At 48.9% G+C, this 17,056-nt stretch carries 13 protein-coding genes; 8 read left to right on the forward strand and 5 right to left on the reverse strand.

Going from position 1 to position 17,056, the window contains the following annotated elements; all coding sequences use genetic code 11:
* Positions 1-6: 6 nt before the first annotated feature.
* The 3 genes from prpF (at position 7) to BIT28_RS20350 (ending at position 3,656) form a co-directional block, all read left to right on the forward strand.
* The gene (prpF, locus tag BIT28_RS20340) at positions 7-1,197 is read left to right on the forward strand and encodes a 2-methylaconitate cis-trans isomerase PrpF (protein WP_175577574.1); all 1,191 of its coding nucleotides are present in this window, start codon (positions 7-9) and stop codon (positions 1,195-1,197) included.
* Between the two features lie 84 nt (positions 1,198-1,281).
* A complete protein-coding gene (locus BIT28_RS20345) occupies positions 1,282-3,156 on the forward strand; it encodes a propionyl-CoA synthetase (protein ID WP_075766776.1) in 1,875 nt (624 codons plus the stop codon).
* 293 nt (positions 3,157-3,449) lie between these two features.
* Positions 3,450-3,656 carry a hypothetical protein gene (locus BIT28_RS20350; protein WP_075766777.1) on the forward strand — a complete coding sequence of 69 codons (207 nt, stop codon included), beginning with the start codon at positions 3,450-3,452 and terminating at the stop codon, positions 3,654-3,656.
* Between the two features lie 435 nt (positions 3,657-4,091).
* On the opposite strand, the gene BIT28_RS20355 is transcribed toward BIT28_RS20350, so the two are convergent.
* Positions 4,092-4,898, reverse strand: a complete 807-nt coding sequence (locus tag BIT28_RS20355) for a bestrophin-like domain (RefSeq protein ID WP_075766778.1) — start codon at positions 4,896-4,898, stop codon at positions 4,092-4,094.
* A gap of 246 nt (positions 4,899-5,144) precedes the next feature.
* Here BIT28_RS20355 and BIT28_RS20360 point away from each other — a divergent pair, with 246 nt between their 5' ends.
* The gene (locus BIT28_RS20360; protein ID WP_075766779.1) at positions 5,145-5,573 is read left to right on the forward strand and encodes a universal stress protein; all 429 of its coding nucleotides are present in this window, start codon (positions 5,145-5,147) and stop codon (positions 5,571-5,573) included.
* A 53-nt stretch (positions 5,574-5,626) separates the two neighbouring features.
* On the opposite strand, the gene BIT28_RS20365 is transcribed toward BIT28_RS20360, so the two are convergent.
* The gene (locus tag BIT28_RS20365) at positions 5,627-6,163 is read right to left on the reverse strand and encodes a GNAT family N-acetyltransferase (RefSeq protein ID WP_075766780.1); all 537 of its coding nucleotides are present in this window, start codon (positions 6,161-6,163) and stop codon (positions 5,627-5,629) included.
* Between the two features lie 97 nt (positions 6,164-6,260).
* Here BIT28_RS20365 and BIT28_RS20370 point away from each other — a divergent pair, with 97 nt between their 5' ends.
* On the forward strand, positions 6,261-7,157 hold the full coding sequence (locus BIT28_RS20370) for a LysR family transcriptional regulator (protein WP_075766781.1): 897 nt from the start codon (positions 6,261-6,263) through the stop codon (positions 7,155-7,157).
* A 60-nt stretch (positions 7,158-7,217) separates the two neighbouring features.
* On the opposite strand, the gene BIT28_RS20375 is transcribed toward BIT28_RS20370, so the two are convergent.
* Positions 7,218-8,894: an amidohydrolase gene (locus tag BIT28_RS20375; RefSeq protein ID WP_075766782.1), complete on the reverse strand. Its 1,677-nt coding sequence runs from the start codon at positions 8,892-8,894 to the stop codon at positions 7,218-7,220.
* A 352-nt stretch (positions 8,895-9,246) separates the two neighbouring features.
* Here BIT28_RS20375 and BIT28_RS20385 point away from each other — a divergent pair, with 352 nt between their 5' ends.
* Together BIT28_RS20385 and BIT28_RS20390 are read left to right on the forward strand one after the other, a co-directional pair.
* Positions 9,247-9,606 carry a diacylglycerol kinase gene (locus BIT28_RS20385; RefSeq protein WP_075766784.1) on the forward strand — a complete coding sequence of 120 codons (360 nt, stop codon included), beginning with the start codon at positions 9,247-9,249 and terminating at the stop codon, positions 9,604-9,606.
* 818 nt (positions 9,607-10,424) lie between these two features.
* Positions 10,425-12,461: a methyl-accepting chemotaxis protein gene (locus tag BIT28_RS20390; RefSeq protein WP_075766785.1), complete on the forward strand. Its 2,037-nt coding sequence runs from the start codon at positions 10,425-10,427 to the stop codon at positions 12,459-12,461.
* A gap of 120 nt (positions 12,462-12,581) precedes the next feature.
* Here the strand turns inward: BIT28_RS20390 and BIT28_RS20395 are convergent, their stop codons facing one another.
* Together BIT28_RS20395 and BIT28_RS20400 are read right to left on the reverse strand one after the other, a co-directional pair.
* Entirely contained in the window at positions 12,582-15,425 is a 2,844-nt protein-coding gene (locus BIT28_RS20395; protein ID WP_075766786.1) for an AMP-binding protein, read from the reverse strand.
* 276 nt (positions 15,426-15,701) lie between these two features.
* On the reverse strand, positions 15,702-16,310 hold the full coding sequence (locus BIT28_RS20400; RefSeq protein ID WP_075766787.1) for a hypothetical protein: 609 nt from the start codon (positions 16,308-16,310) through the stop codon (positions 15,702-15,704).
* Positions 16,311-16,549: 239 nt separating this feature from the next.
* Here BIT28_RS20400 and BIT28_RS20405 point away from each other — a divergent pair, with 239 nt between their 5' ends.
* Positions 16,550-17,005 carry a very short patch repair endonuclease gene (locus BIT28_RS20405; RefSeq protein WP_075766788.1) on the forward strand — a complete coding sequence of 152 codons (456 nt, stop codon included), beginning with the start codon at positions 16,550-16,552 and terminating at the stop codon, positions 17,003-17,005.
* The last annotated feature ends 51 nt before the right edge of the window (positions 17,006-17,056 follow it).

The raw sequence follows: 17,056 nt of genomic DNA on the forward strand, positions 1-17,056 counted from the left end.
ATGATAATGAGTAGTTCAGCTTCCCAGTCGCAAATGAAAGTGCCCGCCACTTATATGCGGGGTGGTACCAGCAAAGGTGTGTTTTTCAACCTAGACGATTTGCCGCCTGCCGCCCAGGTGGCAGGCGAAGCCCGAGATAAGCTTCTGTTGCGGGTGATTGGCAGCCCGGATCCCTATGCCAAGCAAATCGATGGCATGGGCGGGGCGACATCGAGTACCAGCAAAACTGTAATTGTTTCCAAGAGTAGTAAGCCCGATCACGATGTTGATTACCTGTTTGGTCAGGTATCCATTGATAAACCTTTTGTCGACTGGAGCGGTAATTGCGGGAATCTGTCTGCGGCGGTAGGACCCTTTGCGATTCATGCTGGTTTGATTCCCAAAGAGCGTATTCCCTCTAACGGTATCGTCACGGTTCGTGTCTGGCAGGTCAATATCGAGAAAACCATCGTGATCCATGTGCCTGTCGTTAACGGATTTGTCCAGGAAACCGGTGAGTTTGAGCTTGACGGCGTGACCTTCCCGGCGGCTGAAATTCAGGTGGACTTTATGGATCCGGCAGATAGCGACGGTTCGATGTTTCCGACCGGCAATCTGGTTGATGATCTGGAAGTGCCAGATGTCGGCACCTTCAATGCCACCCTGATCAATGCGGGTATCCCGACCATTTTTGTTGATGCCGAGGCGATTGGCTATACCGGTACCGAGCTGCAGGATGACATCAACAATGATGAAAAGGCGCTGGCGATGTTCGAACGTATTCGGGCTTACGGCGCATTAAAAATGGGGCTAATCAGCCGCCTGGAAGAAGCCGAGACACGGCAGCATACGCCGAAAGTCGCCTTTGTCTCCAAGCCGAAAACCTATCAGTCTTCAAGTGGCAAAGCTGTTACAGATAGTGAGGTCGACGTTCTGGTCCGGGCCTTGTCGATGGGCAAGTTGCATCACGCCATGATGGGTACCGCGGCCGTTGCGATTGCCTCTGCTGCCTGTGTACCGGGAACGCTGGTTAATCTGGCGGCCGGTGGCGGTGAAAAAGAATCGGTGACGTTCGGGCATCCGTCCGGGACGTTAAAAGTGGGCGCCAAGGCAAAGCAGGCTGAACAGGGCTGGGTAGTCGAGAAAGCCATTATGAGCCGCAGTGCGCGCATTTTGATGGAAGGTTTTGTCCGTGTTCCATCCACTGTTTTCGATTAACAGTCTTTGAGTAATAGTCTGTGCGTAAAGATTATCGCAAGTGTCTTTGAATAAGCAATGTCAGGACATACTGGAGGAAGCAATATGTCTGCATATCAGAAAGAATACCAGTTGGCACAAACCGCGCCGGAAGAGTTTTGGAAACAGCAAGCCAACAAAATTGCCTGGTTCAAGTTTCCTCAAACCATTCTCAGCCAGGATGAACAGGGCATCGACCGCTGGTTTGCCGACGGTGAACTCAACACAGCCTATCTGGCACTGGATCATCATGTCGAGCAGGGAAGGGGCGATCAAACTGCACTGATCTATGATTCGCCCGTAACTGGCCAGAAAGCCCGTTATACCTACCGCGTACTGCGTGATCAGGTCGCCAAGACCGCCGGTATGCTGGCTAGTCTGGGCGTAAGCAAAGGGGATCGGGTGGTGATTTATATGCCGATGATCCCGGAAGCGGCGATGGCGATGCTGGCCTGTGCCCGCCTAGGTGCCATTCATTCGGTGGTGTTCGGCGGCTTTGCCCCGAACGAGCTGGCAGTAAGGATTGAAGATGCCGAACCCAAGGTGATCATGACAGCCAGCTGCGGAGTTGAAATCAACAAGGTGCTTCCCTACAAGCCGTTGGTTGATAAGGCTATTATGGATAGCCGCTGGAAGCCCGATCATGTGGTAGTGCACCAGCGTAAGCAATGTCTGGCCGATCTGAATCAGGAGCGAGACAAAGACTGGTCAGCATTGTTACGTACGGCCACACCTCACGATTGTGTCCCTGTGTTGGCAACCGACCCGCTCTATATTCTTTATACCTCCGGTACTACAGGTAAGCCCAAGGGTGTGGTGCGTGATAACGGTGGTCATGCCGTTGCGATGAATTACAGCATGAGCACCATCTATGATGTTGAACCTGGTGATGTGTACTGGGCGGCATCGGATGTCGGTTGGGTAGTTGGTCACTCCTACATTGTCTATGCGCCGTTAATTTATGGCTGTACCACCATCATGTACGAAGGTAAGCCAGTTCGTACTCCTGATCCGGGTGCTTTCTGGCGGGTTTGTCAGGAATATGGGGTTAAGGCGCTGTTCTCCGCACCGACTGCCTTCCGGGCAATTAAGAAAGAAGACCCTGAAGGTGAGCACCTTAAGCAATACCCGATGCCATCTTTGAAAACGATCTTTATGGCTGGTGAGCGTTTAGATCCGCCGACACTGGAATGGGTGCAGAGTAAAACAGGCCGTCCGGTAGTCGATCACTGGTGGCAGACTGAAACCGGCTGGGCCATTGCCGGTAATCCGATTGGCCTGGAAAACTTTGCCATCAAGCCGGGCTCGGCAACCAAGCCTATTCCCGGCTATCTGGTCGAGGTGCTTAACGAGGTCGGTGAGCCGCAGAAAGCCAGCGAGCAAGGCTATATCGCTATCAAGCGTCCGCTGCCACCGGGTTGCCTGCCAACTGTTTGGCGTAACCATGATCGCTTTGAATCAGGCTATCTCAGTCAGTTCCCGGGCTACTACGTTTCCGGTGATGGTGGCTATATCGATGAAGACGGTTATCTGTTTGTCATGGGACGTATTGATGATGTGATTAACGTTGCCGGACATCGCTTATCGACCGGTGAAATGGAAGAGGTTGTTGGTGGTCACGAAGCTGTTGCCGAATGTGCGGTGATCGGTATTCACGATGATCTCAAGGGCCAGCTGCCACTGGGGCTGGTGGTACTCAAAGACGGCTATGTCTCGGAAGACGGGGTGATAGAAAATGAACTGCTGCAAAAGGTGCGGCAGGAAATCGGCGCCGTTGCCTGCTTCAAGCGAGCATTAATTGTTGATCGTCTGCCTAAAACACGATCCGGTAAGATCTTACGCCGGGTGATCCGCCAGATTGCCGATGGTGAGCAATACGTCGTGCCGTCTACCATTGATGATCCATCTAGCCTGCAAGAGATTGAGCGGGTGCTGGAATAAGTACTTCTTTAGTTAAACGACTCCCTGTGTAAACAGCTTTTGCATCGCAAGATGCAACGGCTGTTTTTTTTATGGGGTAAGCAAAGCTTCAAACTCGCTCATGTTTTAGTGTTAACGATAGTACATCTATCCATCATCAGCTCAGCTCTGGAGCGGCTTGGCGTAAGCTGGGTGTCATTACTTCCCTCGTAAATCAGAGCCTTCTGAGTGAGCTGGCTCTAAAATTGCTTAAATCTGAGATAAATATGCAGAGTTGTTTGGATTTAGGATGCAAGGACGAGAGGAGACATCGGATGTCGATTAACGTAACAGTATTGTGCCTGGCACTGGCGGCGATTGCCTTTGATTATATTGCCAACCGGGATGGCCTGAATAGCGAGCCGCAGCTGCAATATGTCAATGATACGGGTTCATCTGAATTGAATGTCGATCAAGAGCCATTCAAGATTGATTTGCCGCCTCGCGGTGTCGTTTTGGGTGCTGTGTATGTGGGCCAGTGATGGCTTTGAATTATATGGTTTAAAGAAAAATCCCCGCGAACCGTTCGCGGGGACTTGTGTTGATGCAGATAGGATTTAACTGTCTTGACCGTATCGCTTTAAAAATGCATTCCTTGTTTTTCTTAGGGCAGATTGGGACTGTTGTTTTAATTTTCGCCTAGCCTGCGTTGTGTCTTTAGCCATAGTTGCTACTCAATACTCTCCTTGTATGCCCATGTAACTCTGTTGACTATTAATAGCAGTATTAAAGGGGTATTACATGCAAATTTTGACTGCTAAGAGTGATGTTTATTCCAGAATTTGAGGTGCCGAAAGGCGGTGTTTGATAAGTAATTGATATGGATCTGGTTAGAATTATTACTCGATAATTGTGGATTAATTTGCAGTGCTATCATTATTCTGGAAGACGAGTTAGGGGGGCGGAACACTCATTTTCTACAGAGAGGTATTATTGGTTTGCGATTGGTTGTTCAGGCTGTCTCGCAGATCAATCAACGGTTGCTGGCTGACTTCAATAATGCTACGCGCAGGCCTGTCGAGTTCGATGATCAGAGTGAGCACCAGTGAGAAGGACATAGCGAAGGGAAGCGCGGCAACCAACAGTCGATTCTCTCCTTGTGCTCCTACCTGAACGCCGTTGAGTGCAATTGTCAGAAAGGTCAGAAGGGTAAGTGTAATCCATATACTGACTGGGATCCTTCCTCTGAGGCTGTAATTAACTCGCTCGCTGTGAATGTCGAAGACCGTATTAAGTGAGTCGATATAGAGCTGACTTTGAAGCGGTGATAAGTGATGGTGGCTGTTGACGGCGATTTTCCATAGCTCTTGCTGAATTTGTTCGCTCTCGCGAATAACCTGGTTAACGACAAGTTTGCGCTGGCTTTGTTTTTCGACTACCCGAATATCGACATATTTGCTCAGCAGTTCATAACTCTGGCTCCGATAAGGCTCATCCAGCAACTCGGTTCGGAGCATAGCCGTTCCTACCGCGTTGGCTTCTTTTAATACGAGTTGTTTTCTAATGTCGTTTTTTGAAGCTGCCATGCTAAATGATATGGCGAGAATAAAGGCAAGCAGGCTGGCAAGGCCGGTAGCCATCGGGCTAATAGCCTTGCTGATCCGGCTAGAGGCAAAACGACGGGTGAGGCGAAAACCAAATTCGAACATCAAGCAAATTGAACAAAAAACCAAAGCAAGAATAAGGAAGATCGACAACGAATCAATGTAGGTTTCTTGATACATAGATAGCCTTGAACCTTTGTTTTTATTGGTAGCGATTAAACGCTTTTGGTTAGTCAAAAGTATAGCGGTAAACACCGAGGCAGGTGATTAACACTGTCCCAATCTAGAGCTTCTATTGCTTAAAGTGACCTTCGGGCCTATTTCATTTGGGTATTCTCTTCTATGGTTTGTGTAGTGTCGTAAATTGATTGATAACACGGTATTTGAGTGGATTAACGGGTTCAGGAAAATTCGGAGGAGAAAACCATGGGGTATAAGCATGTGTTGTTGGCACTTAACCTGGATGAAAATGCCGAATACTTAGTGAGCAAGGCGGCGGAGATTGCCCGCGTTCACCATGCCCTGTTCAGCGTTATCCATATCGACCCTGATCTTGGCCATCTTGAGCAAGGGGTCAGGGAGTTTGATGCGGTGAATATTGATGAAAGTAGTCATTATGAATCGGTTTCAGCGATGAAGCGGCTGCTGAAAGGAACCAACTACCCGCTATATAAGCATCTGTTTTACACCGGCTACATTGAAGACCAGATGGCCAACGCCGTAAAACAGTATGATGTCGATTTGCTAATCCTGGGTCATCACCAGTCCAATATTTTTCGCCAGTTGATGCTCTCGCTCAGTGAGCCGCTGGTTCGGCAAATGCCCTGTGATCTTCAGTTGCTGAAACTGGAATAATGTTGGACAGGCTATAATGGCTAAGTGACGCTGTCGAACAGGGCTGCTGGTGGTTAGTACTCACTTTTGGTGGTAAGCGCCGATATGGATTGCCAGCGATACACAAACTCGTCAACCATACTGCCATCCGGTGCTTGCCATTGCTGTGCTCTGGCATTAAATGCGCCGAGTTTTTGGTAAAAGGTCTGGGCGGCCTGATTGCCAGCCAATACTTCAAGATACATGCCTTTATCTGGCTTCTGCTCAAGAGAGAGTTTGGCTGCTGCTTGCAAAAGTTGTTTGCCAAGACCAATCCCCTGATAGTCGGGATCGATGTGCAGGTTTTCTACCAACATGCCCCATTCGTGATGATTATCCAGATAGACACATATAAACCCGCAGAGCCTGCTGCCTTCCCGAGCGACTAAAATCCTCTGGTGAGGCTTTGGGGAAGCAAAGCGCTGCTGCCAGAGATTTTGTCGATCCTGGAAGATATCGTGGCTAAGATAGTTATTCGATAGCAGCCCACGATAAATCGTCTGCCAACTGGTGGCATGTAATGCGGCAATGGGATCCATATCGTCTGGGGTTGCGGTCTTTAGTTTAACCATGGTTTCCTTCCCAATTGTTACCTTCCAATTCCTTTTCCCTTGGTATAGTGCGCATTAAGAAGTATAAGCGAAACCGCAAGTTAGATAGGAATTGTTAATGAATGTTCAGTACCTGAAAGCATTTGTACTGGCTGCGCAACTAGGGTCGATTTCCGCCGCTGCCCGTGAGATGGGGAAGCGGCAGTCACAGGTTAGCCAGTGGATAGCCGACCTGGAAATCGATTTTGGTGTTGAGCTGTTTGTCCGTACCGGTAACAGTAGTCGTCTTAGCGAGGCCGGTGAAATCTTGCTGCCCCGTGTAATCCACACCGTTAGTCAGGCAGAGAAGCTGGCCGTTTGTGCGTCGGCATTGGCAAGGGACGAGCCGATGATCCTGCGTCTGGGGGTCGATAACTATATTCCCCAGTCATGTTTGAATAGGGCTCTTTCGGAGGTTTTGCAGCAGGAGACACTCAATCTTGAGCTTTACTCCGATGACAGGGAAGTGCTGCTTGAGCAGCTTACCAATGATGAGCTTGATGTTGCCTTGCTCTCGGAATCTTCCGTGTTGCACTACAGCGACTTTCAGTATTGTCGCCTGGGAAGCTATTGTGATGTTTTGGTTGTCGGCAGTGCCCACCCGCTGGTGGCTGAAACGACGGCGACTAAAACGACCATATCGGCAGATCAACTTGCTCAGTACCGTGAGCTGATCTGGACCAGAGAAAGCCTCTCTGCTGAGACTGAAGCTGGCTATAGCCCAAGCTATGCCACTTTCTCGGAAATAGGTACCGTGGTGAACCTGCTAACAAACGCGGTGGGATTTGCGTTCCTGCCAATCGATATGATTAGCACTGAGCTTGAGAGCGGGAAACTGAAGCGGCTGCAACCCGACTTTGAACAGGCTGAAATGATACGCCGGGTCGAGCTGGTTTGGCGGCAAGGGTTGGAACTGACAGAACAGGGAAAGCGCCTAATCGACAGCATAAAGGCCAGTCACACCTTTACCCGCTAATACTTAGCCCCTCGTGGCATTGGTATGAACGCGAGGGGCTAGATTGATAATAATGGCTGATTAGTCCTGACTGTCGTAGACGGTTTTGCCCTGAAGTACTGTCATGAGGATAACCGTGTCAACAATGCTCTCCGGGCTAATGTTGGTGATATCGCGATCCAGAACCACCAGATCTGCAGATTTGCCTACCTCAATGGAGCCGGTGATGTCATCAAGACCCAAGCTGACAGCGGCATTGATAGTGTAGGCATCAATGGCGGCATCAATGTTCGGCATGCCGGTCTTACCCATCTGTAAGCTATTTGCGATGCCGACCAGCGGGTTGATGTCATGAACATTCCAGTCGCTACTCAGGCTGACATTGGCCCCGGCATCATACAGACGACGAACCTGCATCAATGAGCGGATACGTTTTGCCCCTAGGAACGCTTCGGCCCAGCGATGATCATGTTCGGCAATATAATCCGACCCGACCTGAAAATCAGCGCTGACCTTCAATGGCTTAAAGCGATTGATGTCCTTGCTATTGACCATCTCGACATGAGTCAGGGTGTAGTTCCTGTCGGAACCTTGGGTTCGAGCATGCTCGATGGCGTTTAGTGATTCCCGAATCGCACCGTCTCCGATAGCATGGATATGGGCACCGAACCCGATTTTATCCAGTGCGGTTAGCCAGTTTTTCATTTTCGATGGCGGAATATAGTTAATGCCGTAAGGCTCGTCCTCAATGTAGGTAAACAAATAGGGAGCGAGTGTTTTGGCGGTCCCGTTGATAAGGATACCGTCACTGTACATTTTCACCTGGTCGATAATCAGCAAAGACTCAGGATCGCGGCTTTGAATGCGCTTCAGGAAGCTAAGCTGGGATGGCTGATCGTCTTGAGGATAAATCCATGGGCGGAGTGAGACCCGGGCAGTTAGCTCACCGTTGGCCTGTGCTTCTTTCCATACCTCATACCACCCCCGTTTCCAGTAAAGTCGGCCGTCACCTATGGTCGTGAGCCCGTGAGCGGCGGCTTCTTCGAGTCCGTTCATCAAACCGGTGTAACTTTGGTTAAACGGATCGCTCATGCTGTTCCATGCCAGTTCCATCACAATGTCACCGGCGTTATCGAGCAAAATCCCGTTCAGCTCGCCGGTATCAGGATCTTTAAGGATTTTCCCGCCCTGTGGCTCCGGTGAAGTCTTGCTAATATTAGCCAGCTTCAGCGCCTGTGAGTTGACCCACATGGAGTGCGAGGTCTGCTCCATAATGACAACGGGCTGGTCCGGGAAGATGCGGTCCATTACAGCCAGTGGCGTCTCTGCATTGTCTTCATTGAGGATAAGGCCTAGCGTGAAGCCATAACCCATCAGCCATTCGCCTTTTTTGGCATTTTTTCGGCACTGCTTGAGGTAGGGAATTTGCTCGCTTAGGGTAGCGTCGGTATTCAGCTCGCAGTTTCCGCCTGCTTCTGAAGCTGCCTCGAAGACATGGTTATGGTTATCGACAAAGCCCGGTAGCAACATGGCACCTTCTAAATCGATGACTTCGGTATCTGGCTGGCGAAAATGCTCTGCCATCTGGTTGCTGCCGACATAGAGGATTTTCCCGTCAGCAATTGCGACTGCCTCGGCAGGTTTGTCGGCATACACTTTGGCATTCTTGAAGATGGTGTCGGCCATTTCAGCAGCGGCTGTGTGGGGTATAGACATCAGTGCTACGCCCAGCAATGCAGCCTGTTGGACTTTTTTCATTATAGTGATCCTAATATGTTCTTGTTTGCAAGCTGAAGAGCTGTAACCTAATCGGTTGTATCCGTCTTCCCTGACATTACAGCATGTACTGCGACGAGAGAAAGAATAGCGGATGGTTATTGCTCATGTCACCGGGGAATAGAGTAAGGAAAAATACCTGATAATGGAAAATGCTCAGCATCATTGCTTTGTGATAGTGAAGCACTGAAATGATAGCTTCGTATATTGCTTGCAAAGGAGTAAGGCGGTAAGTTTTGCCAAATAACTCCAATGCAATCATTAAAATAGGCACACTTGTTTATGAACATGTCATAATATGAATATAGGGAGTTGAAAGAGAGCGAGTAAAGGAATGAAACCAGGAGAGACAGGTTTAAAGCGGGTTTTTGATGCCACTATCTATTCGATCCAGGGGCTCAAGGCTGCCTGGAAATACGAAGAGGCATTTCGAATGGAGATCGTATTGCTGGCGTTGCTGACCACTCTTACCTTCTTCTTGCCTGTGACCAAGTTTGAGCAGTTGGCCATGATTGCAAGCCTGTTTATGGTGGTAATTGTTGAGTTGCTCAATTCTGCCGTTGAAGCGGTGGTTGACCGAATTGGTTCGGATTATCATGAGCTGTCGGGCAGGGCGAAAGATATTGGGTCCGCAGCTGTTTTTGTCTCAATGATATTTGTCGGGATCACATGGTTTGTGGTTTTATTTGTATGAGTATATAGGCTCGACAGAATATTATCTTTGTGTCGAGCACTATAATAATCCTTAATAAAACTAGGCATGCAATTATAATAAAGGAAAGTCGTTTTTCTTTATTACAATAAAATTATCTGGTTGTGTGGATGTAAGGTGGCTATGAGCGAGAAATAGTCCAAACTTCTGCGCAGTCATTACATTCTATTTCTGCATCGGTAATACTTTTGGATTTAATGTGAGTATTGGACGAATCACATTTCGGGCAGTGTGTCCGGTTTGGAGGACAGTTAATGTCGACGCAGTGATTATGTTTATCCGTTGATTTAATCATTGGCTGTTTGCAGTCTGGACATAACATTTAATAACACTCCTTTTATTAAATTTTAGACATTTCTTTTCATAATGCTGATATTTAATATCATTGCAATTGATAAAAGGCTATAGCAGTTGAATGCTCATTATATATTCATTGATCACCATCATGATTTATCCTTTTAGATAAAATTCTGTAATTCTGCGTTTGTTATTGATATCTAATAAGTAATCACTAATCACACGTTATTTTTCATCGTAAATGAGTTTTATTAGGTTTTTTGTTTTATCAAGTACGTATTATATGTGCTGATGTGAATATATCGCTAACCTGAGTAATGAGTAACAACTTATATGCAATTTTGCTTATAGTGATTGGGTGCTTACCCTGTTTAATATAGATCAATAAAAGCTTTATTTGTTAACAACTTTTCATAATTAGTGGTTTACATATACCTTTTGCAAATACAGTATGCTCTTTTTGTACAAAAAGGGCAGAGGGTGAGCATCCTCATTGCTGGACTATGTGGAAGATAATTAATAATAAGAGTATAGGGTTTCAACTGAAGCTGGTGATCAGTGTATTGATTATCACCGCCTTTAGTTCGGTAGCTACAATTGTGTACCGTAATTCTTCAGAAATATTGCTGGAACAGACACTGGAAGAGCAGCAGTCAAAACTGGATGCGGTGGCTGCCACTATTTCAAGTCAGTTTGATATTTATCTTGAGACTGCTCGTGAATTAGAAAGCACTTTTCGCCTAGGGTATCTGCACGGCTTGTCTTTCGAAGATGCGATGATTAGCTTTGCTGGCCAGCAGGTGAAAGATGTTACGCTAAATAATCACTCATTGATTAACAACACGGATATTGTTGACCGATTTAGCCGTGATACAGGGGCAATTGCAACTTTGTTTGTTGCCTCGGGCAATGATTATTTGCGGGTTGCTACCTCTTTGAAAAATGACAGTGGCAAACGGGCGCTTGGTACTAAATTAGGGCATGGGCACCCTGGTTTTAGCAAACTAAGCAGTGGTCAGCCATATTATGCCAAGGTTGTATTATTTGGTAATACTTACCTGACTTATTACGCACCGATCAAAGATGATAATGGCCAGGTGGTGGCTATTTCATTTATCGGTATCCCGATCGATGAAGCGACAAAATCGGTATTTGCGAGTTTGGCAAATATACGTTGGGGCGATACGGGTTATACCATCGTAATTGATAACGATAAGGACAACTTGGGAAAATATCTCTATCATCCCGTTATTAAGGACGAAGGCGTTTCAATCATCAATGTTGCTGATTATGACGGCAATAAGCCATTTGGTCAGTTGTTTGAGTCTGCCAGTGGCCTGATGACCTACCCGTATGAATATAACGGTTTTGTGGGAGAGAAATACCTCGTTTATACCGAAGTGCCGGGTTGGAACTGGAAGTTGCTGGGCGGTACCTTCATTAAAGAAGTAACCAAGGGCAGCCAGCAGTTGTTGACCGTGATTGTCATTGTTGCCGCGCTTGCCTGTTTGGCCACTTTCGTCATTCTTAGTTTATACCTGAGCAAGCTGATCAGGCCGCTGACAACCCTTACCGGCTATATGGAACGGCTGGGCAAAGGGGAAGTTACCTTGGTGATGGAGCAAGGCAATGGTCAGTCAGGTAATGAGATTGAGCGCCTGACCTATGGGGTTGCTTCGATGGCAAACAAGCTGAACAGCCTGGTGGGCGAAATCCGGACAAGCAGTGAATCGGTACAGACCCAGGCAAACAGTTTGTCGAGCGATGCGCACCAAAGCCTGAGTCAGTCTGATGTTCAGCAGGAGCAGGTTGAGCAGGTGGTGACTGCCATCGAGGAAATGGCGTCGTCGGCGAAGTCGGTGGCAGAACAGGTAGAAACGATAGCCGAAAGCGTTCGTTCAGCCAATGACGATAGTGTGTCGGGAGCTGAATTGGTCTCGCAGGTAAGCATTGAAATTGCAGGTTTGAATGACCAGTTGAAGCAATCGGCAGAAGCGATCAACATGGTGAGCCGTGAAAGCGACAACATCCAGTCTGTGACGAGGATGATCGACGAGATTGCTGAGCAGACGAACTTGCTGGCGCTGAATGCGGCTATCGAAGCTGCCCGTGCCGGAGAACAGGGACGCGGGTTTGCCGTAGTGGCTGATGAAGTGAGAACACTGGCTCACCGAACCCAGGAGTCGGTTAAGGAAGTGGTTAGCATTATTGAGCAGCTGCGCGGCTGTACCAGCAGTGCAGTCTCTATGATGTCCGAGAGCCAGAAGAAAGGAAAGCTGGTCACCGAGCAGGCCACACAGGCTGGTTTGGCACTTGAGGGGATCACGACGCAAGTTACTGCGATTGCTGCTCAGTCTGAGACCATCGCAGCGACCTCGGAAGAGCAGGCGCAGGTCACTCAAGAGATTGCTACAAATGCGACTGAAATCAGCAACCTGAACCGTCAGGGCCGCGATATTGCCGCTCAGACATCGAAGCGAGCGGATGATTTACAGGGGCTGTCAGCTGAGCTTAAACAACAGGTGGATTACTTCCATTAAGTTTTAGGCCAGCAATCACCGACTGAACACCAAAACAGGAAGAGAGCAGTGCCTCTTCCTGTTTTTTATTACAGGTAATAAAATGACTCGGTTACCCTGTAACTTTGTGTGTGGTCAGTTTTATCGGTTGTTCTTACTGTGGGCTAAATCTGGTTCTCCGCAATGGTGTAAGATTTCCGACCTTGCCTGATCCCTTAGCTTCAGGGCTGCATTCCAGTCATTGCCTTGCGGGTAAATGAGGGTGCTAATGGTGACACTGATATCGCCTCGTCTCGGGAACAGGGAACGATCTCTTAGTTTGGAGCGGGTACCGCAGAGTGTAACGGGAAGGATCGGGAGTCCTGCGTCTGCGGCAGCAATAAATGCCCCCATGTGAAATTCGTGCAAACCGGCCATTCGGTAGAGTGTGCCTTCGGGAAAGAAGAACAGAGGTTGGCTGCTATGGGCGCTGTCGGCAATGCGCTTGGCATCCAAAATCCCTTTCTCGGCATCAAAGCGTTCGACAAACTCAGTATTTAGCTTTGACAGGAAGGTGCGGGCAAAAAAGTTTTTCTTCAGCTCAGATTTGGCGACAAAGCGGCATTTAAGCTGGGTGGCGGCAACCATAACAAGGCCGTCAAGATAGCTGGCATGGTTGGCGACTAAGATGCATGGCGTATCGGGATCGGGTTGGTTTTCTGTGCCTGTTATTGTCAGCTTGGTCCCTGTGAGTTTGATGAGAGCCCGGGCACCGGTGCGAGTGACCTTCCAGCACCAGTCACGATTGGGTACAGTCGCAACAAAACTCCAGACAATAGAGGCCAGTATGGCCATCATCAGCCACATGTAGACGGCATAGCCTACATCTAGCCCCGTTCGCCAGTAACGCCTGAGTTGCGGTGTGATACCTGCCGTCATGAGACGTAGTGTTTGCCACCAGACAGCACGCTGGCGGACATCAAGGCTGTCCTGCTCGTAAAGTTCCTTGCATGCAGCCCGCCGTATTTTACCGCTCGATGTCTTGGGAACCGTATGCGGTGGCCCGATAACCACATCATCGGGCGGGCTGCCCAGTAAATCCAGTGCCAGATTGTTGATCTGGTGTTTTAGATCCTGATGTTTGGCGGTGTCTGTTTCCCGGCTTTCGGCCAGTACAATAAGACGCTCGGTACCGGTTCGGTTGTCATGGCTGGCAAAGGCCGCGACACAGCCCTTGCGGATCCCGGGTACATTGCTGACGGCTTCTTCCAGTTCATGGGGGTATATATTGCGCCCAGCTCGAATAATAATGTCCTTGGTGCGCCCGGTGAGAAAAAGCTCGCCGCCGATGGTAAAGGCCCGATCGCCGGTATTGAGCCAGTCGCCGTGATAGAGGGCTTTGGTCTTATCCGGATCGCGGTAATAGCCGGCGGTGGCCGAAGCCCCCTTAAATTCCAGCTCGCCTTCTTCCCGTTCCGGCAGTTCGCGGCCAAGATCGTCCATGATCCGGATCTGGTGTCCGGGTAATGGCAGGCCGAGCCCGATAACCTGCATCGCATCGGGATCGTCGGGGCTGGCAGCTTCGGCTCGGCCAAAGCGTGTCATTGGTTCGCGTTTGATCCGCTCTATCCGCGGGGGCCTTATTACGGTTGGGAACGTCAGCCCTACCGTTGATTCGGCAAGGCCATATACTGGTGACATGGTTTCGGGACGGAAACCGTATTTGGCGAAACGCTCGGTAAAGCGCGCTATCGTACCGGGGCTGACAGGTTCGGCACCATTCCACGCCAGTCGCCAACTGCTGAGATCCAGACCTTCAAGCTCGCTCTCGTCAATTTTATTAATACAGAGCTCATAGGCAAAGTTGGGCGCGGGAGATACCGTGCCCCGATGACGGTGAATTGCCCATAGCCAGCGTTGGGGTTTTGACAGAAATAGTAAGGGCGACATGATCACCAGCGGGCTGGCATAGTATAGGCTGCCAAACCAGGTGCCGATCAGCCCCATATCGTGATAGACCGGCAGCCAGCTAATAAACACATCACTCGAACTGGCTTTGACCACCTTGCCCATCGCCCGGATATTGGTCAGCAGATTGGCATGGGTTAGCGCCACACCCTTGGGGATACCGGTGCTGCCTGATGTGTATTGCAAAAAAGCGATATCAGAGGCATGGGCATCGCCGACATCAGGTGGGGCAGTCGATCCCATGATCTCTGACACGGTGACAACCGACTTGATCGAGGAAACCTGCATTCGCAGCAGTTGAGATAAGGGCTTGGCTTCGGGGACGGTAATAAGCAGCCGGGCCTCGGCATTTTGCAAGATATTGGCATGGCGCTTGAGGTGATCTTCTATCTGCGAGGGGCGCGCCGGAGGGTAAATCGGTACTGGGATTGCGCGGGCATATAATATGCCAAAGAAGCTATAGAAGTAGTCGTTGCAGGTTGGCAGCATAATAGCGACACACTCTCCCGGTGCGATTTCCTGCTCGATAAGCCCGTTGGCAATCTGCCGCGCTTTTTCCTGAATCATCCGGTAGCTGATTTCGGTGATCTGATCGGCACTCTGATAGACATACAGATGCGGTCTGTCCGGATGGGTATCGACATGCCAGTCAAGCACCTGCTGCAGAGTATGGACATGCGCCGGCGCAGATTCGACAACATCAAGCTGGATTTGCTCGATAACCTGCTCGGAAACAGAGATGTCGCCGATACGGCTAGCCTGTAGCAGTTCCCGGACTAAATCACGAGGGGTTTCGATACTTGCCAGCGTTTGATCGGGTAGCGAGACATTGAATTGCTTTTCGGTGCGTTGAATGAGCTCTGCCCGTGCCAGGCTGTCGAAGCCGAGATCCTGATCAAACTGGCAATCAAGCTGTAGTGGCGTATCCGGTTTCTGCCCCTGTCGCAGTTCGTCTACAAGGTCTCTGACCAGCTGCAAGACCAATTCAGCAGTTTGCTCTGGACTCTCTTCGAATTGGCGCTGCGTATTTCCCTGCATAGTAAAGATCCTGCGACGAAGCACTGTTCCTGTCGCATTCATGGCGATTGAAGATGACGGGAAAATGCCAAATTATTCGGTAGGGTATGGTTGAAGTGTAGCTAACTTCTGCAATATCAAAGGAAATTGCTGTTTAAATTTGAGAACAAGAGGCTTCGAAGCCTTTTGGTTCAAAGGGGGGGGACGAGCATTCACGGCCCATGTTATTCATGCGGTACATTCAGGGTGTGCTGTTTTTGTTCCCTCCCCTTTTCAATGAGAGGGTTAGGGTGGGGTTTATACAACTTTCAGCTTTCGCAGATACACACCCCATAACGGCGCATAGAAGCGATAAATCCTGACGAGCAAATACAGTGTCGTCACAACAGTCGAACAAATTGCAGCGGTTTTCATTCCGAGCCCGACAACAATACCGACGGCCATTACGGCAAAGGAAATCAGTGTGACCCGCCAAATAGTTTCTATGTCATAGGACACCCAATAGGCAAAGTTTGAGCTGCCAAAGCGGTAGCGAAGCAGGAGCAGGCAAGCCAGATAAACCACAGGGAATAAGCTCATTAGCGGAATCGGCCAACCATGATACAGGGTGGAACCAACGAGAAGCTTTCCGGATACGGTGTAAGAGAGTGCCAGCGATTCAGTAAAGTCGATAGGAACCGCGAAGGATAGCAGGTATAGGCATAGGCCGACGAAATAGCTGATCGAGCCTGCAAAAATAACGAAGAACAGGGGCATGCCGATGAAGAGATGAGCGATAGGCGCCAGGGTAAGAAAATGCATTATCAGCCTAAAAACCTTAGGACGATTATCCCTAGTGTTCTCAGCCTCAGCCTTGGCCGCATCGTTATCAGGCATCTTGTTATTGGGTGTCTTATCGTGAGACATGGTGCCCTCCTTGAACGCTGAAGATAAGCGTCTCATTAACGTCCATTGTCCTGTTTCAGCAAGAAAAGTGCGATTGGAATGCCCTTTCTCTTTGATTTTCATCATAGATTGGTTTCGTCTAACCGGATGAGGGTTTATGCATGTTTGTGAGTAACGTCCATCTGATAACGAGGGAAATCAGCTTGCTTTATTTATACTTGTTAGAGGCTGGATCTGATGACGACTAACGGACAATCCTGATGCCGGACATGAGGCTGTTTCACTCTAAGAATACCAAGCTGGAGGTTGATTTAAGAAAGTATCTCTTTGCCAGAGGCTTTCGCTATCGACTTCATGACAAAAGGCTGAAGGGCACTCCCGATTTGGTATTTCCAAAATACAAAGCCGTGATTTTTGTACACGGATGTTTTTGGCATGCCCATGAAAACTGCTCCCATGCATCTATACCTAAAACCAATACAGAATTCTGGCTTACAAAGTTCGCAAAGAATAAAGAAAGAGATGAGCTAGCCTTAAACTGGCTTGAGTCACACGGTTGGCGTGTACTCACACTCTGGGAGTGTGCAATTCGAAGACCGGAACAGTTTTGCTTTGATGAACTGTTGGATTTTGTAGAGTGCTGGCTGGTGGGAGAGGCTAGATCTTGTGAGGTTTCGGGAGAGAACAAGCTACCAATGCTTATATTGGTGGGTTAGGCTCAAAAGAATCTCTTACATAAAGTAATCCTTTATGATCCCAAATTTACC

Origin of the sequence: Photobacterium proteolyticum (genome assembly GCF_001939735.1) — a bacterium.
Classification (GTDB): Bacteria; Pseudomonadota; Gammaproteobacteria; order Enterobacterales; family Vibrionaceae; genus Photobacterium; species Photobacterium proteolyticum.

Bases quoted from the DNA above. Each gene is read 5' to 3' on its own strand.
- BIT28_RS20355 (WP_075766778.1), bottom strand. From the start codon at position 4,898: ATGTATCAAGAAACCTACATTGATTCGTTGTCGATCTTCCTTATTCTT.
- BIT28_RS20375 (WP_075766782.1), bottom strand. From the start codon at position 8,894: ATGAAAAAAGTCCAACAGGCTGCATTGCTGGGCGTAGCACTGATGTCT.
- BIT28_RS20345 (WP_075766776.1), top strand. From the start codon at position 1,282: ATGTCTGCATATCAGAAAGAATACCAGTTGGCACAAACCGCGCCGGAA.
- prpF (WP_175577574.1), top strand. From the start codon at position 7: ATGAGTAGTTCAGCTTCCCAGTCGCAAATGAAAGTGCCCGCCACTTAT.
- BIT28_RS20365 (WP_075766780.1), bottom strand. From the start codon at position 6,163: ATGGTTAAACTAAAGACCGCAACCCCAGACGATATGGATCCCATTGCC.
- BIT28_RS20390 (WP_075766785.1), top strand. From the start codon at position 10,425: ATGTGGAAGATAATTAATAATAAGAGTATAGGGTTTCAACTGAAGCTG.
- BIT28_RS20360 (WP_075766779.1), top strand. From the start codon at position 5,145: ATGGGGTATAAGCATGTGTTGTTGGCACTTAACCTGGATGAAAATGCC.
- BIT28_RS20370 (WP_075766781.1), top strand. From the start codon at position 6,261: ATGAATGTTCAGTACCTGAAAGCATTTGTACTGGCTGCGCAACTAGGG.
- BIT28_RS20350 (WP_075766777.1), top strand. From the start codon at position 3,450: ATGTCGATTAACGTAACAGTATTGTGCCTGGCACTGGCGGCGATTGCC.
- BIT28_RS20385 (WP_075766784.1), top strand. From the start codon at position 9,247: ATGAAACCAGGAGAGACAGGTTTAAAGCGGGTTTTTGATGCCACTATC.
- BIT28_RS20400 (WP_075766787.1), bottom strand. From the start codon at position 16,310: ATGTCTCACGATAAGACACCCAATAACAAGATGCCTGATAACGATGCG.
- BIT28_RS20405 (WP_075766788.1), top strand. From the start codon at position 16,550: ATGCCGGACATGAGGCTGTTTCACTCTAAGAATACCAAGCTGGAGGTT.
- BIT28_RS20395 (WP_075766786.1), bottom strand. From the start codon at position 15,425: ATGCAGGGAAATACGCAGCGCCAATTCGAAGAGAGTCCAGAGCAAACT.